At 50.3% G+C, this 24,473-nt stretch carries 21 protein-coding genes; 15 read left to right on the forward strand and 6 right to left on the reverse strand.

Features of this window, described 5'->3' with window-relative positions:
- Positions 1 to 249 precede the first annotated feature (249 nt).
- From ffh to recJ, 10 genes are all read left to right on the forward strand, one after another.
- A complete protein-coding gene (ffh, locus tag LMG33818_RS09960) occupies positions 250 to 1,656 on the forward strand; it encodes a signal recognition particle protein (RefSeq protein ID WP_442323235.1) in 1,407 nt (468 codons plus the stop codon).
- A gap of 268 nt (positions 1,657 to 1,924) precedes the next feature.
- Positions 1,925 to 2,176, forward strand: a complete 252-nt coding sequence (rpsP, locus tag LMG33818_RS09965; protein ID WP_442323236.1) for a 30S ribosomal protein S16 — start codon at positions 1,925 to 1,927, stop codon at positions 2,174 to 2,176.
- A 116-nt stretch (positions 2,177 to 2,292) separates the two neighbouring features.
- A complete protein-coding gene (gene rimM / locus LMG33818_RS09970; protein WP_442323334.1) occupies positions 2,293 to 2,784 on the forward strand; it encodes a ribosome maturation factor RimM in 492 nt (163 codons plus the stop codon).
- 78 nt (positions 2,785 to 2,862) lie between these two features.
- Entirely contained in the window at positions 2,863 to 3,687 is an 825-nt protein-coding gene (trmD, locus tag LMG33818_RS09975; RefSeq protein ID WP_442323237.1) for a tRNA (guanosine(37)-N1)-methyltransferase TrmD, read from the forward strand.
- An 89-nt stretch (positions 3,688 to 3,776) separates the two neighbouring features.
- Positions 3,777 to 4,133, forward strand: coding sequence for a 50S ribosomal protein L19 (gene rplS / locus LMG33818_RS09980; protein WP_442323238.1), 357 nt, complete (start codon positions 3,777 to 3,779; stop codon positions 4,131 to 4,133).
- A gap of 179 nt (positions 4,134 to 4,312) precedes the next feature.
- The gene (gene xerD, locus LMG33818_RS09985) at positions 4,313 to 5,191 is read left to right on the forward strand and encodes a site-specific tyrosine recombinase XerD (protein ID WP_442323335.1); all 879 of its coding nucleotides are present in this window, start codon (positions 4,313 to 4,315) and stop codon (positions 5,189 to 5,191) included.
- A 205-nt stretch (positions 5,192 to 5,396) separates the two neighbouring features.
- Positions 5,397 to 6,167, forward strand: a complete 771-nt coding sequence (locus tag LMG33818_RS09990) for a DsbC family protein (RefSeq protein ID WP_442323239.1) — start codon at positions 5,397 to 5,399, stop codon at positions 6,165 to 6,167.
- A gap of 183 nt (positions 6,168 to 6,350) precedes the next feature.
- The gene (locus tag LMG33818_RS09995; protein ID WP_442323336.1) at positions 6,351 to 7,664 is read left to right on the forward strand and encodes a homoserine dehydrogenase; all 1,314 of its coding nucleotides are present in this window, start codon (positions 6,351 to 6,353) and stop codon (positions 7,662 to 7,664) included.
- A 122-nt stretch (positions 7,665 to 7,786) separates the two neighbouring features.
- Positions 7,787 to 9,178: a threonine synthase gene (gene thrC / locus LMG33818_RS10000; RefSeq protein ID WP_442323240.1), complete on the forward strand. Its 1,392-nt coding sequence runs from the start codon at positions 7,787 to 7,789 to the stop codon at positions 9,176 to 9,178.
- Positions 9,178 to 11,004, forward strand: coding sequence for a single-stranded-DNA-specific exonuclease RecJ (gene recJ, locus LMG33818_RS10005; RefSeq protein WP_442323241.1), 1,827 nt, complete (start codon positions 9,178 to 9,180; stop codon positions 11,002 to 11,004). Before thrC ends, recJ begins: the two co-directional genes overlap by 1 nt.
- A gap of 198 nt (positions 11,005 to 11,202) precedes the next feature.
- Here recJ and LMG33818_RS10010 read toward each other — a convergent pair whose 3' ends face one another.
- Positions 11,203 to 12,369, reverse strand: a complete 1,167-nt coding sequence (locus tag LMG33818_RS10010; protein WP_442323242.1) for a porin — start codon at positions 12,367 to 12,369, stop codon at positions 11,203 to 11,205.
- A gap of 605 nt (positions 12,370 to 12,974) precedes the next feature.
- Positions 12,975 to 13,859, reverse strand: coding sequence for a formyltetrahydrofolate deformylase (purU, locus tag LMG33818_RS10015; protein ID WP_442323243.1), 885 nt, complete (start codon positions 13,857 to 13,859; stop codon positions 12,975 to 12,977).
- Positions 13,860 to 14,031: 172 nt separating this feature from the next.
- Between purU and LMG33818_RS10020 the strand changes: the two genes are divergently transcribed.
- Genes LMG33818_RS10020 through LMG33818_RS10030 form a run of 3 tightly spaced genes read left to right on the forward strand, consistent with a single transcriptional unit; the run spans position 14,032 to position 16,276 of the window.
- Positions 14,032 to 14,649 (forward strand): ABC transporter ATP-binding protein, encoded by a 618-nt coding sequence (locus tag LMG33818_RS10020; protein WP_442323244.1) that lies wholly within the window; start codon positions 14,032 to 14,034, stop codon positions 14,647 to 14,649.
- A gap of 43 nt (positions 14,650 to 14,692) precedes the next feature.
- A complete protein-coding gene (locus LMG33818_RS10025; protein WP_442323245.1) occupies positions 14,693 to 15,499 on the forward strand; it encodes an ABC transporter permease in 807 nt (268 codons plus the stop codon).
- A 48-nt stretch (positions 15,500 to 15,547) separates the two neighbouring features.
- Positions 15,548 to 16,276, forward strand: a complete 729-nt coding sequence (locus LMG33818_RS10030) for an SDR family oxidoreductase (RefSeq protein ID WP_442323246.1) — start codon at positions 15,548 to 15,550, stop codon at positions 16,274 to 16,276.
- A gap of 139 nt (positions 16,277 to 16,415) precedes the next feature.
- On the opposite strand, the gene LMG33818_RS10035 is transcribed toward LMG33818_RS10030, so the two are convergent.
- Positions 16,416 to 17,336, reverse strand: a complete 921-nt coding sequence (locus LMG33818_RS10035) for a LysR substrate-binding domain-containing protein (RefSeq protein WP_442323247.1) — start codon at positions 17,334 to 17,336, stop codon at positions 16,416 to 16,418.
- A 134-nt stretch (positions 17,337 to 17,470) separates the two neighbouring features.
- Here LMG33818_RS10035 and LMG33818_RS10040 point away from each other — a divergent pair, with 134 nt between their 5' ends.
- Positions 17,471 to 18,550 carry an HlyD family secretion protein gene (locus LMG33818_RS10040; RefSeq protein WP_442323248.1) on the forward strand — a complete coding sequence of 360 codons (1,080 nt, stop codon included), beginning with the start codon at positions 17,471 to 17,473 and terminating at the stop codon, positions 18,548 to 18,550.
- Positions 18,550 to 19,785 carry an FUSC family protein gene (locus LMG33818_RS10045; protein ID WP_442323249.1) on the forward strand — a complete coding sequence of 412 codons (1,236 nt, stop codon included), beginning with the start codon at positions 18,550 to 18,552 and terminating at the stop codon, positions 19,783 to 19,785. Before LMG33818_RS10040 ends, LMG33818_RS10045 begins: the two co-directional genes overlap by 1 nt.
- A gap of 128 nt (positions 19,786 to 19,913) precedes the next feature.
- Here LMG33818_RS10045 and LMG33818_RS10050 read toward each other — a convergent pair whose 3' ends face one another.
- The 3 genes from LMG33818_RS10050 to LMG33818_RS10060 form a co-directional block, all read right to left on the reverse strand.
- Positions 19,914 to 22,043, reverse strand: coding sequence for a M3 family metallopeptidase (locus tag LMG33818_RS10050; protein ID WP_442323250.1), 2,130 nt, complete (start codon positions 22,041 to 22,043; stop codon positions 19,914 to 19,916).
- A 280-nt stretch (positions 22,044 to 22,323) separates the two neighbouring features.
- Positions 22,324 to 23,463, reverse strand: a complete 1,140-nt coding sequence (locus LMG33818_RS10055; protein ID WP_442323251.1) for a hypothetical protein — start codon at positions 23,461 to 23,463, stop codon at positions 22,324 to 22,326.
- 224 nt (positions 23,464 to 23,687) lie between these two features.
- Positions 23,688 to 24,416, reverse strand: a complete 729-nt coding sequence (locus LMG33818_RS10060) for a nucleoside/nucleotide kinase family protein (RefSeq protein WP_442323252.1) — start codon at positions 24,414 to 24,416, stop codon at positions 23,688 to 23,690.
- Positions 24,417 to 24,473 lie beyond the last annotated feature (57 nt).

Genomic DNA, 24,473 nt, shown 5'->3' on the forward strand with positions numbered 1-24,473 from the left:
AAAGGGCAGTAAACGAAGGGGGAGCCTCGATGTATCATATGTTCCGGCAAAGAGTCGCTATGCCGTGAAGTCAAACAGAAGTCTTGACCTATTATAAACATTTGCTGGCAGATCTTCGAGGTTATGGATGGAGTAAGGCGCCTGTAGTGGTTATAATGCTGCGTCTATAGTTTTATGAATTTATTTGCGGTTTGATCCGCCCTGTTTTTACTGGGTGTGTTGATAACGGCACATCCTCGGGAGAACTTCATGTTCGAGAGTTTGTCCGATCGTTTATCGAAGACTCTTCGTAGTATAACGGGCCAGGCCCGCCTCACTGAAGAAAATGTGAGCGAAACCCTGCGCGAAGTGCGTCGTGCCCTGCTGGAGGCCGATGTTGCCCTGCCAGTCGTTAAGGCGTTTGTTGAACGTGTGCGTGAACGTGCTGTTGGGCAGGAAGTATCCAAAAGCCTGTCGCCCGGGCAACAGTTCGTCAAGATCGTACGTGATGAGCTGGAAGCGGTCATGGGTGAGGGGAACGCTCCTCTTGACCTTAAGCATCCGCCATCTGTCATCCTGATGGCGGGCTTGCAGGGGGCGGGTAAAACCACCACTGTGGCCAAGTTGGGCCGCTTCCTGCGTGAGCGCGAGAAGAAAAAGGTATTGGTAGTGTCTGCTGACGTTTATCGTCCGGCGGCCATAGATCAGCTGGAGCGTCTTGCTGAAGAGGTAGGCGTTGATTTCTTCCCCTCCAATTCACAGCAAAAGCCGGTCGATATTGCTGAAGCAGCCATTCAGCATGCGAAAATCCAGTTCTACGATGTTGTGCTGGTCGATACCGCCGGTCGTTTGCACGTTGATGAAGAGATGATGTCGGAGATCAAGGATCTCCACAAAGCGATTCATCCGGCAGAAACCCTGTTCGTTGTTGACTCAATGACTGGTCAGGATGCGGCGAATACGGCCAAGGCCTTCCATGATGCGTTGCCGCTGACAGGTGTGGTACTGACCAAGGCTGATGGTGATGCACGTGGCGGTGCGGCACTTTCCGTACGTTATCTGACCGGCAAACCGATCAAGTTCATCGGTGTGGGTGAGAAAACCGACGCCCTTGAGCCCTTCCATCCGGACCGCGTCGCTTCACGTATTCTGGGTATGGGGGATGTGCTCAGCCTGATCGAGGAAGCCGAGCGTACGGTTGACAAGAAAAAAGCAGCCAAACTCAGCAAGAAAATCAAGAAAGGTCAGGGGTTCGATCTGGAAGATTTTCGTGACCAGCTGCAACAGCTCAAGAACATGGGCGGAATGGGCAAACTGCTGGATAAATTGCCCGGAATGGGGCAAATGGCTGAAGTAGCCCAAAGCAAGAATGCAGAGAAAGAATTTGGCCGTCTGGAAGCCATGATCAATTCCATGACCCCTGCAGAGCGCCGTAAGCCCGAAATTATCACAGGTTCCCGCAAGCGTCGTATCTGCGCAGGTTCGGGGACGCAGGTACCGGATCTTAATCGTCTTCTGAAACAGCATAAACAGATGCAGAAGATGATGAAGAAGATGAAAAATGGCGGTATGCAAAAAATGATGCGTGGTATGGGCGGTATGTTTGGCGGCGGTGCGGGAGGCCCCGGAGGCATGGGGGGTGCCGGTGGTATGGGCGGCGGTTTCCCTCGCCGCTAAGCGCTTCATGCTACACTATCAAGTGTTAATTGAAAGAAATATCAGGCTTTGATGTTTTCAGAGCTTGATTTTTCCCGTAGAATATCGCGTCTTCGAGGTGGCTGCGCGTAAAATGCAGCCAGCGGTAGCTGTTTCGGCTGATGCGAAAGCATATAACGAAGCAGTTCAGGGTACGTACTAGGGTAAGTAGCAGTACCACAGCGTACAGTTCGGGTTTTTGGCATGTGCTGGAAGCCTGCTTTATCGAATTAGCTAGAGAGATTTTACGATGGTTACCATTCGTCTGGCACGAGGCGGCGCCAAAAAACGCCCCTTCTATCATCTGACAGTGACTGATTCACGTGTTGCACGTGATGGTCGTTTCATCGAGCGTCTGGGATTCTTCAATCCTGTAGCACGCGGTGGTGAAGAACGTCTTCGCATCGATCTGGATCGTCTGGCCTACTGGGAATCCCAGGGCGCACAGCTTTCCGATCGTGTAGCCGAGCTGGCCAAGGCTGCTCGCAAAACAGCTGCATAAGCAGCGCGTCCCTCTATAAGGGAAACCGTTATACCCAAGGGTGATCTTCCAGAAAGGGCTGTATTGTGAGTATCAGGCACGCTGTTACAACCGAACATGATGAAAGTCGTGTCATTATGGGCAAACTAACCAGCCCATACGGTGTTAAAGGGTGGCTGAAAGTGTTCTCCCATACCAGTCCCATGGAAGGCATTCTTGATTACACTCATTGGAGTGTTGAGAAGAACGGTACAGTCAATCGTTACAAGGTGCTACAGGGACGCCGTCAGGGCAAGGGGCTAGTGGCCCAGCTTGAAGGTGTATCTGACCGCGATGCTGCCGAGGCATTGAGTGGTGCGACCATTCTGTTGGAAAAAGAGGAATTGCCTTCTCTTGAAGAAGATGAATTCTACTGGCATCAACTGGAAGGTCTGAAGGTAGTGACCCTGGATGGCGTTGTTTTGGGGCAGGTGGATCATCTGTTCGAAACGGGGGCCAATGACGTTTTGGTTGTACGTGGTGGAGAAGGCGGTAAAGAGCACTTGTTGCCCTATCTACCTGATCAGGTGATTCAGCGAATCGATCTGGACACGCAGGAAATGGTTGTTGATTGGGACCCTGAGTTTTAGGCGTTTCCCGAGTACCTACTATTGGGTATATCAATTCAATAATCAGCTTCTTTTATCGTATGGGGTGTCAGCTAGAGCATGTCGGATGCCGATATACAAGGGAATAAAGAGGGTGCTTCGTCGCTTCATATCGGCGTAGTGACACTATTCCCTGAAATGTTTGCGGCATTGACTGAGTATGGTGTCAGTGGTCGAGCGGTGCGGGAGGGTATCCTCTCGATTGACTACTGGAATCCTCGCGAATATGCTACCGACCGCCATCGTACCGTCGATGATCGCCCCTATGGGGGTGGCCCAGGTATGTTGATGAAAGTCGATACTTTGCGACAGGCCATTCATGATGCCCGATCCGCGTTGACTCGGGAAGGCGTGCCTCCCAGAGTCATCTACCTCTCCCCACAGGGGCGTCCGCTGGATCAGCAAGGCGTTACCCATTTGGCAAGCGCCGGTAACCTGGTGCTTGTTGCGGGTCGGTATGAAGGGATCGATGAGCGCGTCATCGAGAGTGACATTGATGAGCAATGGTCCATTGGTGACTACGTGCTTAGTGGTGGGGAGCTACCCGCCATGGTGTTGATCGATTCAGTCTCTCGCCTGGTGCCCGGTGTATTGGGTCATGAGCTTTCAGCCGTAGAGGATTCCTTTACGGATGGCTTGCTCGATTGCCCACATTACACACGACCTGAAGAGGTTGATGGCAAGCAGGTACCTGCAGTTCTTCTTAGTGGTAATCACGGTGCCATTCGGCGCTGGCGGTTGAAGCAATCACTTGGGCGTACCTGGCGTTTTCGCCCTGATATGCTCGAAACGCGGACGTTGACGGTCGAAGAGCAATCGCTTCTCGATGAGTACGTAAGCGAATACGTTATCGAAAAGGATAACGGCGGTGTGCCAACCTCATAGAAGGCCCTTGGCATGTCATCCACACTACGATCCCCGCGTTTTATCGCCGGGGTCACAGAGTCGCAAGACTCGATAAAGGAATTGAGAACATGAGTAATCGTAATAAAGTGATCCAGGCGATCGAAGCGGAACAAATGAGCAAGGAAATCCCTTCATTTGCACCTGGTGATACTGTTGTTGTTCAGGTCAAGGTTGTTGAAGGGACCCGTGAGCGTCTTCAGGCATTCGAAGGCGTTGTTATCGGCAAGCGTAATCGTGGTCTGAACTCTGCATTCACCGTTCGTAAAATCTCTCACGGTGTGGGTGTAGAGCGTACTTTCCAGACTTACAGCCCGCTGGTTGATAGCATCTCTGTCAAGCGTCGTGGTGATGTTCGTCAAGCCAAACTTTACTACTTGCGTGAACTCAGTGGTAAGGCTGCTCGTATCAAGGAAAAATTGTCTTAATCGGACTTTCCTGACGCATCAGTCTGTATTGACTGTAGTGCGAGCCAACGAAACCCCGCGCCTGCTCAAGGTTGCGGGGTTTCGTTTTTGTGGTGAATGGCGAACTGAAAATTCTCATCCCAGAGTAAATTTTCAATAATATGGGTTCTGAGCGGAATAGGTGTCGAATGAACGAAAGTGTGTCTCTTATCGATAATTTCATCGATACGCTATGGCTGGAACGCGGTTCCAGTGAGCATACACTCGAAGCCTATCGCCGCGATCTTCTTTTGTGGAGCAGGTTTCTTGGCGAACCATCTAAACTGCTGACACCGCCTGAATCAGCTCTGGATACATTACTCGTTCAACGTAAACATCAGGGCTATAGTCCCAGGAGCGACGCTCGTTTACTCTCCAGCCTGCGCCGTTTTTATCGTTGGGCCCTGCTGGAGCAATTGATCGAGGCCGATCCGATTAGCCATGTTCAGGCTATTCCTCTAAAAGCGTTGCTTCCAAAAACCTTGGATGAACAGGATGTTGATCGTTTGCTGGAGGCACCCGATACAGATACCGCACTGGGATTACGTGACCGTGCAATGTTGGAAATCCTTTATGCATGTGGGTTACGTGTTACTGAGCTGGTATCGTTGCGTCTGGACAGTCTGAATCTGCGGCAGGGCGTTGTGCGTGTACTGGGTAAAGGAAACAAGGAGCGACTTGTCCCACTGGGCGAGGAGGCTGTCGATTGGCTCGAACGTTATATTCGTGAAGGCCGTGGCGAGCTGATGAGTGATATTACCCGGCCACCCCTTTTCCCCGGTCGTCATGATGACTTCATGACACGGCAGACCTTCTGGTATCGTATAAAAAGTCATGCCAAAACAGCGGGCATCGAGAAGCCCCTGTCTCCCCATACATTGCGTCATGCATTTGCGACGCATTTACTGGATCATGGGGCCAATTTGCGCGTGGTACAGGAACTATTGGGGCATCAGGATCTTTCCACTACCCAAATATACACGCACGTGGCCCAGCGCCGATTGGAAGAGCTTCATCATACACATCATCCGCGCGGATAATATAATACGGTGGAGAAATACGCCTGTGGATAAAGTGAGTTATGTACAACGGTTGGGTGCCCGAATTTGAATTCACCAAAAATTTAGCGATGTTTTTTCAGTTAGAATTAGGGGCAATTTGATATCCTTTGCTTCTTGTATTTCTAGGCTTGTAATGAATACCCTTATCAGATTATTCGGCTTGTCGGTGCATCGGGAGTAACCCATGTTTCATGCGCATCATATAAACAATACATACGGTCGTCCGCAGCATTTATTGTGGTATGTTTACCTATTGGCAATCGTTGCTCTGATGTGTCTCACATCCCCTGCATATGCCCAGCCGCTCGCTCAGATCAAGGTGGATGGTCAGGTCGTGAAAGTGGAGGACATGTCGTCCACGCCCGTCCCCGGCTTATATCGTTTGCGTCTGGCCGGAGGGACAGTTGTCTATTCGGATGCCGATGCGCATTACTTGCTTACTGGGGATATGTATGAAAATACTGCCATGGGGTTGGTTAATCTGAGTGATATACGGGCGCGTCAGGAGCGCAAGGAAGCGCTGGCAAAACTGTCGCCACAGCATTTTGTGGATTTCCGCTCAGCCAATGGTGTTAAAGGCAGTGTCATTGTTTTCACTGATGTCACATGTACTTATTGTCAGGCATTCCATAACGATGTTCCCTCACTTAATCAACAGGGGGTTGAGGTCCGTTATCTACCCTATCCGCGAGCCGGAGAGGGGTCTCCCGCAGCCGCTGAAATGGCACAAGTGTGGTGTAGTCGTAATCCACAGGAAAGTCTGAATAATGCGATTGACGGGCAGGCGCCCAATACTCCATCGGGGAAATGTACGGCGCTGGTGAATCAGAGTTATGAGCTAGGCAAGCGGATGGGCGTCAAGGGAACACCCACAATCATTTATGCGGATGGTACCTTGCAAAATGGCTATCTCTCTCAAGCCCAGCTGATCCAGCAGGTCAAACAGCATCAATAAAAGGTGTTGTTGGTGGTGTTATGAAGAATTTTTTATCAGGTGACTCTTTTTGACTAGGTCTTGCGGCCATTAGTGTGTAACGTGGTCAGTCATGCTATCCATTCATTGAATGCTATTTATTTAAAGCTAATGATTGAAAGAGTTGGGAATAATGTGGAAACCAAGGGTATGTCAATGAGTTCCTTGCAGCCTGTACGTGTAGGTATTTGTGGGTTGGGTACGGTTGGAGGCGGTACCTTCAACGTGTTGCAACGTAACAGAGATGAAATTACACGGCGTGCGGGGCGGCCGGTGATTGTGACCCAGGTGGGCGCGCGAAGTGATAATCCTGCGTGCCAACTCGGCGATACACCTGTGACACGAGACATCTTTGATGTGGTACGTAACCCCGACATCGATGTCGTTGTTGAATCCATTGGCGGTTACGATGTTGCTCGTAAGCTTGTGCTTGAAGCGATTGCGCAGGGCAAGCATGTTGTGACAGCCAACAAGGCGCTGATAGCTGTACATGGTGAGGAAATCTTTTCGGCTGCGAAGGCGAAAGGGGTTATTGTTGCCTATGAGGCTGCTGTTGCGGGAGGGGTCCCTATCGTCAAGGCTCTGCGCGAGGGGCTAGGGGCGAATCGCGTTCAGTGGTTGGCGGGTATCATTAATGGTACCGGTAACTTCATTCTCACCCACATGAGGGACGAAGGGCGTGACTTCGCGGATGTACTTTCCGAAGCACAAGCGCTAGGGTATGCAGAAGCTGATCCGACCTTTGATGTTGAAGGGATCGATGCCGCACACAAATTGACCATTCTGGCCTCTATTGCCTTTGGCGTGCCTCTCCAGTTCGACAAGGCTTATACAGAAGGTATTTCCGCTATCACCCCGGAGGATATTCGTCAGGCTGACCAACTGGGCTATATCATCAAACACCTGGGGATTGCCCGTCGCCGTGAGAACGGTGTTGAATTACGCGTGCATCCCACGTTGATTCCCAAACCCTCGATGATGGCTAATGTGAGCGGTGTAAAAAATGCCATCGAAGTCATGGGCGATGCCGTAGGTCGAACACTGTATTACGGCGCTGGTGCAGGGGCAGAAGCTACCGCATCGGCTGTAATTGCAGACTTGCTTGATGTCGCTCGCGACATGTCTACCGAGCCTCAATATCGCATGCCTTACCTGGCCTTCAATGATATCTGGGAGACATCTTCAACGCTTCCTGTACTTCCCATTGATGAAGTGGTCACTGCCTATTATCTCCGTCTGCTGGTGAATGATCGCCCCGGCGTATTGGCACGTATTGCAGATATCCTTGCGCATCAGGATATTAGTATTGAATCACTTGTGCAGCACGAAGCCAGTGAAAAAGGGCACTCTTCACTGATTATTCTGACGCATGAAGTGAAGGAGTCCGGCATGAATCTTGCGATCGAACAGCTGGAAAATCGGGATGAAATTCTGGGCAAGATTGTTCGCATTCGCGTAGAACAGGCTGAAGACGAATAATATTGGTCATGCAGGCGTTATCCACGCCTTCGGTTATTACATTTTACAGGAATGATGAAGAAGCCCGGTGAGCCTGAATGAGCTGACCTGCTTCTTCTTATAAGAGGCATTCAGGAAATATCATGCGCTATATCAGTACTCGGGGAAAAGCACCCGCGCTCGATTTTGAAGAAGTTGTTCTAACTGGGCTTGCCAATGATGGTGGTCTTTACGTTCCTGAAGAGCTTCCTCAAATCACGCATGAAGATTTGATTGAATTCGAAGGCCTTTCCTATGCGGAAATTGCCTATCGAGTCATGTTGCCTTTCGTTGATGGTGCCATTGAAGATGATGTGTTCAAGCAGATTGTGGAAGAGAGCTACGCAACATTTCACCACGATGCTGTTGTGCCGCTGAAACAGTTATCCAGCAATCATTTCCTGTTGGAGCTTTTCCACGGCCCAACCCTGGCCTTCAAGGATGTTGCGCTCCAGTTACTGGGGCGACTGCTGGATTATTTCCTTACACGACGTGATGAACGTGCTGTTGTCATGGGGGCCACCTCGGGCGACACGGGTTCTGCAGCGATCGAAGGTTGTCGTCATAGTGAACAGCTCGACATCTTCATTTTGCATCCATATGAGCGTGTTTCCGAAGTTCAGCGTCGCCAGATGACAACGGTGCTGGACAAAAATGTATTCAATTTGGCAATCGAAGGTAACTTCGATGATTGTCAGGCCATTGTGAAGGGCAGCTTTGCTGACCAGAAGTTTCTGAAAGGTGCTCGACTGGTCGCCGTCAACTCAATTAACTGGGCGCGCATCATGGCTCAAACGGCCTATTATGTTGCTGCCGCTGTTGCTTTGGGCGCATCGCACCGCGAAGTGAGCTTTACCGTACCGTCTGCCAATTTCGGTAATATTTTTGCCGGTTTCCTTGCGCGGGAAATGGGGGTGCCTGTCAAACAGTTCGTCATTGCAACCAATGCCAATGACATTCTTCACCGTGTTATCAGTAACAACGATTTCTCCAAACGTGAATTGCTTGCCACGCTGGCGCCTTCCATGGATATCGTCGTGTCATCGAACTTCGAACGTCTGTTGTTCTTTGCCTATGACCGTGATGCCAACGCCGTTGCCGAATTGCTCGAACGTTTCCAGCATTCACCTACTACATTGGCAGAAGCGCCATTGGAAAAACTGAGGACACTGTTCTCCAGTGCCAGCGTCAGTGATGAAGAAATCCTCGAAACCATTCGCGATGCGCACGAGCGTACCGGTGAATTGCTTGATCCTCATACGGCAACAGGCTATTTCGCGGCAGAGCGTTGCAACCGGTATCCCAACGTTCCGATGATCACGCTGGCGACGGCACATCCTGCCAAGTTTGCCGAAGCTGTTGTCAAGGCAGGGTTCACACAGGTACCCCTTCCTGCAGCAATGAGTGATCTTTTGAGCCGCGAAGAGCGCTACACCATTCTGCCGGCATCGCTTGACGATGTGCAGTCCTTTGTGGCGGAGTCGCGTCATTCATAATGTCTGAACTGCTTTCTGTTGCACCTGGGCAGTCTGACGGGAAGACTCCCTTTGTTGCACCTACACCGCAGTGTGTTCCTCGCCCACGTCACCCGGTTATCGAGGAAAAGGCGAGGGCATTGGGGCTCACGCCACTGCAGTCCAGAATACTGGCAGGTCGATTGGATGAATCGAGTGATGCATTGGAAGCGCTGGTTCATCCCAGCCTAACGTCGTTGATAGCGCCTTCACGCCTGAAAGATGCTCAACGGGCTGCCGAACGAATTGCCGATGCGGTTGCATCGGGTGAAACCATTGGCATCCTGACCGATTATGATGTGGATGGTATTACCTCCCACGTAGTGATCCTGCGTACGTTGGTTGAGCTTTTTGGTGTCCCGAAATCACGCATTCATAGCCTGATTGGTCACCGTATCAATGATGGTTACGGAATCTCGCGGCCACTGGTTGAACGCATTCTTTCGCTGCCTTCGCGCCCCGGGCTGGTGATCAGCGCGGATTGTGGTTCATCGGATGAAGATCGTATTGCCCTCCTGAAAGCAGGGGGCATCGACGTTATCGTGACTGACCACCATGCCGTACCAGTCGAAGGGCCGCCCACTTCAGCCTATGCAGTGGTTAATCCATCCCGTCTTGATTGTGACTACCCTGATACCACGATCGCCGGGTGTATGGTGTCCTGGCTGGTGATGTCACATGCACGTGGTTTACTGGTCGAGATGGGTGTTCTTCCTGCCAGTACACCCAAGCTTTCTGCATGGCTTTCCTATGTAGCTCTGGGAACGGTGGCGGATTGTGTCTGCCTGGGTGATAGCGCTATTAATCGTGCCGTGGTCACGTATGGTCTTAAGTTGATAAACAGGATGGATGCCGCCTGTTGGCGTACCATGGCAGAAATGCTGGGGAAAGAAAGCTTGCCCTTTACGGCTGAGACACTGGGTTTTCAGATGGGGCCGCGTATCAACGCCCGCTCACGGTTGGATGATCCTTATGCCGCCCTGCATTTCATGCTGGCTGAAACAGATGCTGTAGCACGCAGCAAGCTGGATATTCTTGATCAGGATAATCAGTCCCGCAAGGCCATTGAAGCCGAGATGACAGAAGATGCCAAACGGCTTGCACTGTCTGCGCTCAAGCGTGATGCACCGGTTATCGTGGTCTATCTCCCACAGGGGCATGCAGGTGTGCAGGGTATTGTTGCGTCGCGTCTCGTACAAGCCTATGGACGCCCCTGTTTTATTCTCACGCCTGCCGTTGCGGAAGGGCAGCTTTCTGGTTCAGGTCGGTCAATTCCGGGCGTGCATCTAAGAGATGCACTGGAGTATGTCCATCAACGTGTACCGGATGCCATGGAACGCTTTGGTGGGCATTCAGGAGCTGCTGGGCTAACCCTTCATCAGGTGTGGGTGGATGCCTTTATTCAGAATATTGAAGCGGCGGTTGCCGAGCAATTGAAGGGAAAAGCGCTTCGCCCGATCATTTTGACCGATGGAGAGCTCCCCGTGTCCAGCCTCGATTTAAATCTGCTGGATGAACTGGATGCTCTAGCGCCTTATGGTCGTGAATTTGAGCCGCCAGTGTTTCACAATACATTTGAAGTGGTGAATGCACGGTTGGTGGGTAATGAGCAAACCCATTTGATGCTGGAATTAGCCATGGAAGGGCGCCATGTACGTGGTATCTGGTTTCGGGCCGTGGCAGCAGGTGAGTCCGCTCCTGTCTCAGCAGGAGATCATGTGCTGTGTGCCTATAAACCCGCACGTAATCGGTTTAGGGGCCGGGAATCCCTTCAGTTGTTAATCGAGTATGCTGAAATAGCGCACTAGTCTGTGCCTATCAATTCACACTGATTGATTCGTGTCTGTTAGTAGCACTTATTGCTTTATTTCTAAAATACTGAATATCTAAAAAAAGACCTGGAAGATGCCCATGAGAGATGCATGCTTCCAGGTCTTTTTTGTTATTCACCTTCAAGTGCAGAGTCATCTGTCAGCGGATGAGACGAACATCATGCGCTTTCCATATCAGAAGTTATAACGCACCATCAGGGCTGCCGTGTTGTGATTGAAGAGGTCTTTACCATGTGTAAAACCGTCATTCTGTACAACACCCTTGGTGTCATCCAGCCACATATAATCCAGTGCCACAATCAGCGTATTGTTTAGCCAGATTGTCGCCGCCTCAAGAATCTTGCGGTTGACACTATTATGGCGATGACTGTCGTTGACATAACGGCTGTATTCACCTTCCAGCTGAAGATCACCTGCACCGGCAATCAACTTGGGCCAGGTGTAGCTCACATAGTTATCCCAGTTGGTATAGGTATCGCCTGAGAGATCAACCAGATTACGTGATTTTCCCATAACACTGGAAAGGTACCAGTTGCCGGGTGTCCAATTGATCGCCACTTCCCAGTTATTGGTCTTGAGTTTTTTATGGTTGGCTGAAGCTGGAAGTTGTAAGGCTGCGTGGTCATAAGCAGCGCCCAATGTCAGATCATCGGTGAGTTTGTAGTTTGCACCGACCTGCGCCATGTATTTACGTTTGATATTGCCATCCAGTGTGCGGCCGGCGTAGGTAGCACCCGCTGGAGTGGATTTGACGCGGGTGCCATACAGTGCCCCCAAACTCCATTTGCCCAGATTGACTTCATATTTCAATGCATTGTCAACGCGTTGTCCATTCAGGCTGTTACCGTTCCCATATCCTTGCATCCAGGCTTGGGAGGTATAGTCGGTATAGTCCCAGGGTTGGTCTGTATAGACGTCCGCAAAATCATAAAGGACCGAATTCTGACGGCCAAAGGAGAGCGCACCATAGTCTGGATGAGTGACAGAAATAAAGCGATAACGGTTAAAGTGATTATCATTTTTATGTGTGGTGAAAAGAGGATCCACACCTTCTTCCCAACGGCCCAGTACTGTCCAGTCATTCGCGAATTTATGTTGGTATACGACATTGACACGCGTACCGGCATTGTACATATGACTTTTGGAACCACCGCCGGAGTGCCATTCATAATCATAGGCAACACGGCCACTGATACTGAAGGCATCGGTACCATTATCGAAAAGAGTATAGGCGGAAGCATGATCCACTGTACTCAGCAATGTGACACCCAAAGCGGCGGCCAAAAGCCCTTTTTTCAGCTGAGGGCTCTTGGTTTCGTTATTGAATCTGGAATGTTGCATGTGCTGTTCCCATTGAGTACTTGTCGAAGGTGCAAGGCGACTTAACAGAGATTGTGCACAGAAAACATCAAAGCGAAACAGTGACAGATTGAGTCATTCCCTGCAGGGGATGGATTAATTCAAATTGCCGGATGCTTGTAATTATTATTTTCTGTGCGTTTTTATAATGCTTGTTGTCGTTGGAGAAACCGTTAGTTGAACAGTTGACTCATCATGAGCCGGAGAATTACGAATAAGTGTTAGAAGGTGATTTATACCTGAAATAGACATGAAGTCCACCCCATCCGGGTAAAAAAACATGCTTCTCATAGAACTTTATTTCATGTATCCACACATGACCGGAATATATTGATAATGCCACACATTGTATATTCGTTATTCGACTTATAGATATTGCGTAAAAAAGTGTGGTAGGACAAAAGATAGAAGTCGTCTCAGCGCTTATATCCCGAGGTATCAATCGCCGTCCAGTACAATGAGCGTGTCATCACTCAAACGGCAAGAACAGAAGGAATGCGCCGCCACACATTCTTCGAATACCTTATCGTGTTTTCAACACACACGAAAATGAAGCAATGTGCAGCGATCGTCAACCTGTTATGACACTACTGAAAAATCACGGTTTTACTGTGGGAGAGGAAAACGCGGTGTTCAATATGATATTTAACTGCTCTGCGCAGAGCCAGTGTTTCTGTTGAACGACCCACCACCACGAGATCCGATGGCTTGTGAGTGTGATCAACGCGCTGGACTTCCTGTTCGATAATGGGCCCTTCATCAAGATCTGCCGTGACATAATGGGCAGTTGCCCCAATAACTTTTACGCCGCGCGCGAATGCCTGATGGTAAGGGCGAGCCCCCTTGAACCCGGGTAGGAACGAATGATGGATATTGATTGCTCGCCCAGCCAAATGCTGACACAAATTGTCTGACAGAATCTGCATATAGCGCGCCAATACCACTAATTCCGTGTCTGTCTCACGGATAATGTCCAGAAGCGCAGCTTCCTGCTGTGACTTGGTTTCCGGGGTAATCGGCTGATAGACGAAGCGGATACCTTCGCGTTCCACCATGGGGCGCAGGTCAAGGTGGTTAGAGACAACGGCGGTGATCTCCATGTTCAACTCTTTCTTGCGGTGGTGGTACAGTAGATCCGACAAGCAGTGATCCGATTTGCTGACCATGATCAGCACTTTCATCGGCTGTTGTGCATCCAGGATCTTCCACCGCATCTCGAAGCGTTTGGCGATGGGCTCGAACTCGCCACGCATTTTGTCGATGGCTGCATGTTGCGGTGAGTTGAAGCGGAAGCGCGCTCTTAGAAAGAACTGACCAATATCTTCATCATCATATTGAGCCATTTCGCTGATATAACAGTCATGCTCGCTCAGGAATGTGGTGATTGCCGCAAGAAGCCCCGAACTGGCGGGGCACGCTACCGTAAAAATGTAATCCTTATCGGTGTGTGTGCTTTCAGCGGAAAGGGACATGTCATCAAACTCTTATGGCATAAAATGGAATGGCAATAGTATAAAGGATACATGCATGCCTGATGATGATTTTTTGTCTGAATCCGGCTGCTGCCACTGGCATCCTGTTTGTCAGGAACTATTCTAGTCATTTACACAACACGTGTTCGATATTCTGCGGAAGGATGTTTCATTGCAGACCATTATTCCAGAAAAGCTGAAAGCCGAGGGGCTTGCCTCTGCGGCCTTGTTGCCGGTTAATCTTTCTGTAAAAGCAGGTGAGTCTCTGGCAGTTGTTGGGCCTTCCGGTGTGGGTAAAAGCACGTTGCTTCGTGCATTGGCTGATCTTCAACCTCATCAGGGAGAGGTCTGGCTGGAAGGGCGCCCTCAGAGCCAATACAGTGCGCCCGAATGGCGCAAGCGGGTCATGTATGTATCCAGTGAGGCAGGCTGGTGGGCGGACCGTATCATCGATCATTTCCCCGTGGAGGAAGCTTCATTACATACTGATATGCAGCGTTTGGGCCTGTCATCGTCATTGTGCCGAGCTGTTCCTGAGCGGCTATCCACCGGGGAACGGCAGAGATTTTCCCTACTGCGTGCCTTGTATCATGCGCCAGAGGTTCTCCTTCTGGACGAACCTACCTCGGCACTGGATGAGGCTTCTACCCTGGCTGTTGAGGCAATGCTGAAAGCGTGGGTCCAGCAGGGGCACGCCTTGATCATGGCCAGTCATGATACTCAACAGGTGAAGCGGTTGGCGGATAATGTACTGACATTGAACAAAAGGCATGAAGACCAAAAAGCATAAGGACCAAAAGCGTGAAAGATAACAATAAGCGGGGCAATCAGGCATGAATGGTTATCACGTCATGCTGGGGCCAATGGATCTGATTTTTGCTGCTATCCTGATTGTTGCCGCTGGTGGTATTTCCATGGTGTTGTCGTTGGGGATTCATAAATCCCTTTACGTAAGCGCAATACGCATGATTATTCAGCTGCTACTGGTGGGCTATATTCTTGGTTATGTATTTCATCAAGGGTCGCCTTTACTGGTAGGTATCGTGTTGCTGGTGATGTTGGGTGCTGCCAGTTATGAGATCGCGGCACGTCAGGAAAACCGTAAAACCCGCCGTTATGGCCTGAATTTCATGATACTGACGGTATCCTCTGTGGGGGTGGGCGCCATAGGTCTGGTCGGGCTGCTATCCGCGGGGGCTCCTCATGTATTGGACGCGCAGCATATTATTCCCATGTTTGGCGTTATCTTGGGCTCTTCCATGAACTCGACTGCACTGGCATTGAATGCGTATACGCGGCAAATTGTTCAACAGTCACGTGTGATCGAAACACGCCTTGCTATGGGCGAGAATTTTCGTCAGTCCACCGCTGATATTGTGAAGAGTGCCGCCGTAAGTGGTGCCATTCCGCTGGTGAATCAGATGGCCGGCGCGGGGTTAATTACGTTGCCGGGAATCATGAGCGGCCAGCTGCTGGTCGGGCAATCGCCTGTTCAGGCGGCGTTCTATCAGATTTTTCTCATGGCACTGCTCGCACTTGTCTCCGTTATTTGTGTCACACTGGTGATTACGGTTTTTTCCCGCAGGGTGAGTGATCACCGTCAACGTTTAAGGCTGGATCGAATTCTTGATTTTGACTGACTCGTATCCATCCCTTTAATCCATCCTCTCAAGAAAGGAGTAGGGAATATGGCTGAAAGTCTTGATGGAAAAATTGTCGCTGTGACGGGTGCGTCGACAGGTATCGGCCTGCAGGTCGCAAAGTTGCTGGCAAGTGAAGGTGCCACCGTCTATCTGCTCGGTCGTCCATCCGCGCGTCTGGATCAGGCCGTTGAGAGTCTGGGAGGACAAGGCCACAAATGTGCACTGGACTTTGCCGATAACCTCCAAATCGAGCAGGCGATTGATTCGATCGTGCATGCGCATCAGCGGTTGGATATCCTGATTGCGAATGCCGGTTCCTTTATTGATGGCGATGTTTTGGACAATGACCCTGATGCATGGGACAAAATGCTCGACATCAACGTGAATGCCACCATGAAGGTCATTCGTGCCGCTATCCGCCACATGAAAGACCAGGAAAGTGGTGACATCGTGGTGACCAGTTCTATCGCGGGGGCGGTAGACATCGTAGAGTCGCCGGTTTACGCCGCATCCAAACATGCGATCCAAAGCTTTGTCCATACCACTCGCGCGCAATATGCCAAGTATGGTATTCGGATGGGCGCTGTTTTGCCCGGGCCTGTTGAAACGCCTCTGTTGGATGATTGGGACAAGGAGCGTCTGGAAAAAGTCAGGGCTTCCGGTACGTTAACGCCAGAGGATATCGCTGAATCCATGCATTTTATGCTGACACGCCCACGCCATGTAGTGATCCGTGACCTGGTTATTCTGCCGAGCAAAACGGATCGCTTCTGATAAAAGCATGTCCCCTTTTATTCATCCGGGCGCAAGAAACTGATTGATGATCGAGTCTGGGTGAATAGTGTGGAGATATCAGGGCTTCGCGATGCCAGTTTTTCCAGTCCGCTGTGGTGCCAGATAATAATGCGAATCGTTATTTTGGAATCGGGCTATGGGGAGTAGGGTATTGTTCTACAATGCTGAGGAAGTTACTGATAACCGGTAGCGGTGTTTCTTCCCTCATGATCAATGCAACCTCGGATTTATAATGCCCCTGGGATAAAGGAATATAGCGTACGCCTTCGAAATTGAGGTTATGCAGGGAGTTGGGGACCAGCGAAATCCCCAGCCCGGTATTCACGAGGCTGACCACCGTGGCTAAATGCGGGGAGGTCTGAATCACGTTGGGAACGATACCTCCACCATCGGTAAAGATATGCCCGAGTGTCGCCATCCAGCCTGCGCTTTCATGGGCTGCTGTGGTCACGAAGGTTTCTCCTGCCAGATCCACCGGGTCCAGATTGGTTTTATGTGCAAAGCGATGGTGCGCGGGAACAGCCACCAGAATACTTTCATCAATACGCTGGATTATTTTGAGGCCCGCGGGATGGCTGGGAAGCGGAAGACGTGCAAAACCGGCATCAAGTGAGTGATCCATCAAACGTTTGATCTGCGCCTTGACGCTGAGCTCTTCCAATGACAGCTCAACCTCGGGATAGGCCTGACGAAAGCGTGAAATTATCCAGGGCATGCGCTTGCCAAAGGGGGCCGAGCCAACAAACCCGATACGTAACATCCCTGAATGCCCGAGCGCAGCCTGCCTTCCGACCGCCTCGGCATGTTCAATCTGTGCCACTGCACGCCGTGCTTCCACAAGGAAACTTTGGCCCGCGGCCGTCAGCTCTACATGACGTTTCGTGCGCACAAACAGGAGTGTGCCCAGATTGTCTTCCAATGCCTTGATCTGTGCTGAAAGCGCAGGTTGTACGATGTTCAGCCGGGCAGCCGCTCGGCCGAAATGAAGTTCCTCTGCCAGCACGACAAAATAGCGGAAAGTACGTGATTCGATAGCCATGTATTTCCAATAATCAGAAAAATTGATCAATTCAGCGGGAAATATTATTGTTATTTTTTAATTGAATCAATTACAACATGGCACTTGGTCAATCAACTCTCCAATCGTTCAGGTGTTCAAGGAGCACTTTTTTCGTGAAAAAGGCAACTGCCTCGTCAGACTCCGCAAATACACCCGGCCCATCAGCAAAATCAACAGAATCCTCCTCTGTTACAAAAGGGGGCATATCTTCAGGCAAGGCTACTCATAAAACCTACCGTTTTCAGGTCTTCTGCTTTGTTGGCGGTATCCTTTTGATCCTGTTGATCGCATGGCTAAGCAGCTATGTGGTCGCTTATACCTCCGATGCCTATATGGATACCAATGTTGTCGCTGTTGCGCCGCAGGTATCGGGTAAAGTGGATCACGTTTTTGTCCACGATAATCAGCCGATCATGGCCGGAGAGCTTCTTTTTACGCTTGATCCTACGCCTTATCAGATTCAACTGAGCCATGCTCGGGGGGAATATCAGAGTGCCTCTGCCCAATTGGCGATTGATCGTTCCACTATTGATAGCATTCAAGCGGAATACCGGCAGAATCAGGCTGCATTGCATTTGGCCAATCTGACGTTACAACGTAATCAGACGCTTGAAAGCCATGGTGCCTATTCACGCCAAAGCCTGGATCGGGCCAGTGCAGCCCAACAGGAAGCGCAAGCGACTGCCAGCCAGACGCAGGCGCAACTTGCCCAGGCCAAAGCAACATTACAGCTGCATCAGGCAGAGGTGAATACGGCGCAATCCAATCTACATTATGCGCAGTGGCGTCTTGATCAAACACGTGTTCATGCAACGGTGGATGGTCACGTGACCAATCTGACGCTGGAACAGGGAGATCTGGTCAGCCCTGATCAGGGTGTCCTTGCGCTGGTGGCGGGTAATAATTGGCATGTGCTGGCCAATTACAAGGAATATCTGATTCGCCACCTGCAGCCGGGGCATACCGTATGGGTCTGGTTGGATGCGGCACCCTGGCATCTATATCGTGGTCATGTTGAAGGGATCGCGCACGCCATCTCCCGGCAGAAAAAAAATGGCAAGCTGGTTCCTTATGTTTCTCCAACAGTGGATTGGATTCGGCTTTCTCGTCGTATCCCTGTCAGAATTGTGCTTGATCATCCTCCGAAAGCGCTTTACTCCGGTTCTGATGCACGTGTAATAGCGGTCTACTGATGCGTCGCTTGTATCGTCATCTTCGTCCAGTACCCTCTGCCTTTTGGCGAGAGATCCGTGCGTTGGAGTTACGTGGCGATCGTTTCAATTTTGCATCGTGGCGCGCAGCTTCTGTTCTGCTGGCCATTACCATTGCAACGCTTTTGCAATTGGATAATCTGGTGTGGGCGGCTTTCAGCGGTTTCATGGTCATGCGTACCGAGCTGAACGTCTCTGTTCTCCGCGGAATCAACCGTATTATAGGGACGATGTGTGGTGCGTTGGTCGGGTTGCTGGGGGCACTCGTTTCAGCGAATCACCCTGTTGTGCTGATGGCGATTCTGTTTTTTGTGAGCTGGATCACCCTTATGTACACGTTTTTCAGCCGCTTTTCCTATGCATGGTTATTCTTTTATCTGACCGTCAGTATGGTGTTGACCTGTGCGTTGACGGATCCGAATGACATCATCTTCTTTGCGGGAACACGGGCTGCCGAGATCACGATTGGTACGCTCTGCAGTCTGTTGATCTGTGCCTTGCGTGCCAAAACGCTGCCTCGCCCCATACTAAGACAATCGACGGTAGGCCGTGCATTCAACCCTATATTTGTCTTCAATGAAATGTGGTTGGAGCGCTATTGGATTCTGGTAGGGTATGCAGCTCGCGTCGGTATTGCCGTCGCTTTGCAACCGTTACTGATTGCTCTCTTCTCCGATAGCTCGGCCGCACTCCAACAGTCGCTGACTACTGTGTTCGTTGTCATGATGACGGCATCGGATAACATCTATAAGGGGCAGCCCTCTTTTTTACACAGCAGGATTGTCTTTCGTATCGTGGGGTGTATTGCGGGGAGCCTTTTCGGCATTTTGCTGCTTTCCCTTTTCGAGCAAAATTTTCTGGTGCTTTTGATCTTTACCCCGTTAGGGATTTTGATTGGCTCTCAAATAGAAAATGGCGAAGAGAAAATTGGCTATATCGGGACTCAGTTTGCGCTGGGTTTTCTGATGACCTATATCCAAGGTGCATCACCTGCCACTTCGCTGACACCGGGGCTGGAACGTCTTGTCGGTATCCTGTATGGGTCTGTTACTGCCTATGTGGTGATCGAGTGCTGGCCGCTGGGGCTTTCCTTGCTGAAATACAAAGAGCGCCATCCTCATCACTTTCATCATTATCACCACACACACTTACGGCGCTTAAGACGTCATCGCCGTTATTTGCATCTTCTACACAGAAAACGAAACAGAAACACCTGACACAGAAGGAAAGCGCCTATTGTTGCGTTTCCTTCCATGCCAGCGCTCTTGATCCGTGGACGCCCACTACCCGCCGTTCATGCGGTTATTTGCCGATGATGTTCGCCGTGGGTGAGCTCTCCTCATCTTCAAGCGATACTTAAGCCGCGCTTTCTCAACAGAGGTTCTATCTCCTGATCCTTCCCATAAAAACGCCGGAACAGGACCTTCGGATCTTCGCTCCCCCCGCGTGACAGGAATCCATCGCGCAATAGGCGGCCGTTTTCCCGGGTCAGGCCACCATGGTTGGCAATCCACTCTTCAATATCGGCATCCAGTACCTCAGCCCAGACATAACTATAATAACCCGCACCATAACCGCCCATGATATGGCTGAAATAGGGCGTGTGATAACGGGGTGGCACTGGATCATACTGGATGCCTGCCTGAACCAGTGCCTCTTGCTCCTGTCTGGAGACAGCAGAAGCCTCCGGTGTTTCCCCCGAGTGACGCTGATGCCAATACTGATCTATCACAGTAGCACCAAGATATTCGGTGATCGCAAATCCCTGATTGAAACGTTCGGCTGACTTCATTTTTTCGAGCAGGGCGTCCGGGATAGGCTCTCCTGTTTGATAGTGCTTTGCATAATGCTTCAGTACATCTGGCCATTTCGCCCACATTTCATTGAATTGTGAAGGAAATTCGACAAAATCCGTGGGTACGTTGGTGCCAGAAAAATACGGGTACGTGACATCAGAAAGCATGCCGTGAAGTGCATGACCGAATTCATGAAACAGGGTGGTTACTTCGTCCCAATCCAGTAACACAGGCTTGCCTTCGGCCGGCTTTATAATGTTCAGATGATTGGCTACAACAGGTTTGTTATCCAACAGAGTAGACTGATCCACATAGCTGTTCATCCATGCGCCACCATGTTTTGATGGCCGCGCAAAAGGATCAAACAGGAACAGAGCAATTGGCGCCCCGTCCTCATCAAAGACATCATAGAGGGTTGTGTCAGGATGATAGCGCGGTAAGTCATGGCGTTGCTTGAAGGTCAAGCCGTACAAGACCTGTGCTGCATAAAAGGCGCCGTTCTCCAACACATTGTTGAGCTCGAAGTAGGGTTTGACCTCTGCTTCATCCAATGCGTATTTTTCCAGCCGTAATTTCTCTGCGTAGAAGTCCCAATCCCAGGCCTGCAGAGTAAAGCGCGCTTCACCTTTTTGATCCTGTTCCCGATCAATCAGTGCCTGTAGCTCAGCGGCTTCCTGCTGGGCATTCTTAACTGCAGGGGGGACCAACTGATTCAACAGGGTATTGACGGCTTGCGCACTCCCCGCCATTTGATTTTCCAGCTCATAATCAGCATGTGTGTCGTAGCCTAGCAAGTCAGCCCGTTGAGCCCTTAGCGTGAAGGTTTCCGCGATAATGGCCGTGTTATCCCACTGATTGCCGCGTTGTCCGCGGATTTCCGAAGCCTGATATACCCGTTTGCGTAGGTCACGGTTTTTCAGCTGTTTGATGATAGGCTGACCGGTCGTATTCACCAACGTCAGCAAATAGTGGCCTTCATACCCTTTGGCTGCAGCTGCATGAGCGGCCGCGGTGATCTGTTCCTCGGTCAACCCCTCCAGCTCGTTAGCCGTGTCTATCAGTACTGCTGCATCGTTTACTTCAGCCAATACATTTTGTTCGAATTCCGTTGCGAGGCTCGCCAGACGTGTATTAATGCTCTTCAACTGTGACTTTTTTTCGTCATCCAATTGAGCACCGGCGCGTACACGTTGCTTGTAGTACTCCTCCAGTAAACGTAGGCTTTCTGCATCAAGATCCAGTTCATCACGCTGTTGATAAAGGGTATTGATACGGTCGAAAAGCGCTGTATCAAGGCTCAGCGTGTCAAAGTGCGCCACAATTCGAGGAGAATACTGTGCTTCAAGTTTTTGAAGCGCTGCATTGGTGTGGGCTCCTGTCAGGTTGAAAAAAACAGCCAGTACCTGACGCAAGACAAGTCCGGATTTTTCCAGTGGCACAATGGTATTTTCAAATGTGGGGGCATCTGATTGCTGTGCAATTGCTTTCACTTCTTCAAGCTGAGCGGCCATACCCGTTTCAAGGGCTTCACTGAAATGTGCTTCCTGTATACGGTCAAAAGGGGGGTAGTGGAAGTCCAGCGTACTGATAGTCAACAAGGGATTGTCAGACGGTTCGGCTGGCGTGTCCTGATTGGAAGACGTGTGAGGTGTGGATAAGGGAGAAGATGACTCTGTCATGGGAAGGTCCTGATGAACATTGTTTTTTTAATGAGTACGCCTGAAAACCATGGCTCGTATGTTATGGCTCCAGTGGCGATCCTGATTCCATGGTATCCCACTTTTCAGGAATGAAAAAACGGCCATTTAAGCCTTATTGTATTGAATCTCCCTGATCTGAAAGAATGCTCTAAATAAAAGCGCCCACGTTATCTGTTGAAACAGGACGTGGGCGCACTTTCTACACAACAACCGTTATAAAGAGCGGTGTTTAAAGAAAAAGGGGAGTAAACACGTGCCGCTATAGATCCTTGTCGTAGACACGATAGGTTTTATACACCTTTCCACCGATGGCCTTGATGATACCATTCATGCCAGCGTTATCTTCGAGAATCCAGGACATCTCTATCTCTTGCACGCCACGGGCTGCCAGATTGTCCAGCAATTTACTGATAATCAGGAAGGAGAGTGCCGGGCCGAGTGTATTATGAAATTTCTTCTTCACTCCCATTAGAGGGACACGCGCACTTTTCGGGAATTTGACTTTCAGATTCCACAGTAGCTTGGCCCATCCCAGTGGAAGCAGGCTGCCGTTAAAGTTTTTGATGACTTCGTTCAGGTTAGGGAGGGCTACGATGAACGCGGCGGGCTCGCCATTGACTTCGGCAATCTGAATCAAGTCAGAGGCAATCAATAATTTCAGCGTTTGGCCCAGATCCTTGAACTCTTCTTCCGTAAACGGCACAAAGCCCCAGTTGTCGGACCATGCGTCATTGAAGAGATCACGCAAGGTGATCAATTCCTGATCGAATTTGCTCTTGTCCAGTGGGCGAACAGTAATGGTTTCGGGGGCTTTATCCAACAACCATTGCATGACGCGGGGCTTTTCAAATTCATCGGTTTTGACGATATAAGCGAGCAGATCCTTGCTTTTCGCATAACCACACTCTTCAACACGCTTACCGAAATACGCTTTGGCATGTCCCATCATGAACATCGGGTCTGTATCGAAGCCATCGATCAGCAAACCCACTTCATCGTTGGTGGAGAGATTGAAAGGCCCGCGCGCGCGCGTAACGCCCTCGGCCTTCAACCATGCTTCTGCAGTGGAGAACAATGCCTTGAAAGTATCCAGATTATCTTCAGCATCAATCATCCCGAAAAAGCCGGTATTATCCTGATGCTTCTCCAGTGAAAGCGGATCTACCTGAGCCGTGATACGGCCGACCGGTGTATTACCCCGCCAGGCAATCCATGCATTCCAACGTGCATGTTCGAAGTAAGGATTGGTTTTTTTGGACAGATGAAGGCGTCGCTCGATATCAAGCGGAGGCACCCAATTCGGGTCGCCCTTGAAAATAGTCTTGGGTATCTGGATAAAAGTTTTCAGATCACTTTTATTTTCGACCGGGGTAATGCGTAGTTCGTTTGATCCGTTCAAGAGTGATCTCCACAATGATTGAGCGGTATGGCGCTTGTTGTCCCGATAACCGGGAGTAAGCCTTGGCTTAACCAATCCGCATCAATAGGTTGTAAGGTCGTTATGCGATGCTCTGACACAAGTGTTCTGTGTAACAGCAATACTGAGTTGCCTTATTATAAGCATGTATATTAAATAATGCTTAGATTTTCACCTTCCGATGGCTCAGAAGGTGAATTCAGCGTTCATTTGTCGGTTACCTTGGGCGCAGGGTAGCCACGGGCCACCATCAGCTTTGTAATATTCGCTTTTACATCGGCAAGCACTTCATCCAGAGGACGATTGGTATCCACATCTACCGTAGGGGCTCCCGCATAGGTGAGCTTAGGGGTAACGTCGATCTTGCGTTTCAGCGATTCAGGCGAGTGATCCGGTTTACGCGCCAATGCAGTGTCCAGATCTACGTGGAGTTTGATCACCAGGTCAGGCTTGAAACTGGCCATCCATTTGAAAACTCGCTTTTCTCTGTTGGCGAGGCGCTTGACCAGGCAACTCCCTTCATTACTATCGGAAAAGCCGGGGCCATCAAAGGCTTTGTGAATATCCGCCTGCGGGAAACGGTCCGCCAGAATAATATAGCCTTCTTTCCTTAATTGAAGCATGCGTTTAAAGCGGCGGATGCGTCGAATGGTAAACGCTGAAATGACCAATGCGGCAAAGAGGCTCGGTTGTTTCCCTTCACCCAGTTTCCTGTTTGCTTTGTCGGTTTGTTTGTTGAGCGATTTGCCCAGCAGTTTTCCGACGACGGGGAGGTTCGCAAGAGCCCTGCCGACATTGCCTGACTGCTTGCCCAAGTGCACAGGGGCTGTTTTCCCAAACTGTTCCATCCACTGGGCAATGTGTTCGGAGACGGTCGATTTACCTGAACCATCCGAGCCAATAATGGCAATGACAGGAGGCGTGCGATTGTGCATAACCAAATGAAATCCTGAATCCTGAGAGGTATAAGGCAGCGGTGGCTGCCCCGGAAA

It is taken from the genome of Cernens ardua, assembly GCF_051251085.1.
Taxonomy (GTDB): domain Bacteria; phylum Pseudomonadota; class Gammaproteobacteria; order Pseudomonadales; family Halomonadaceae; genus Cernens; species Cernens ardua.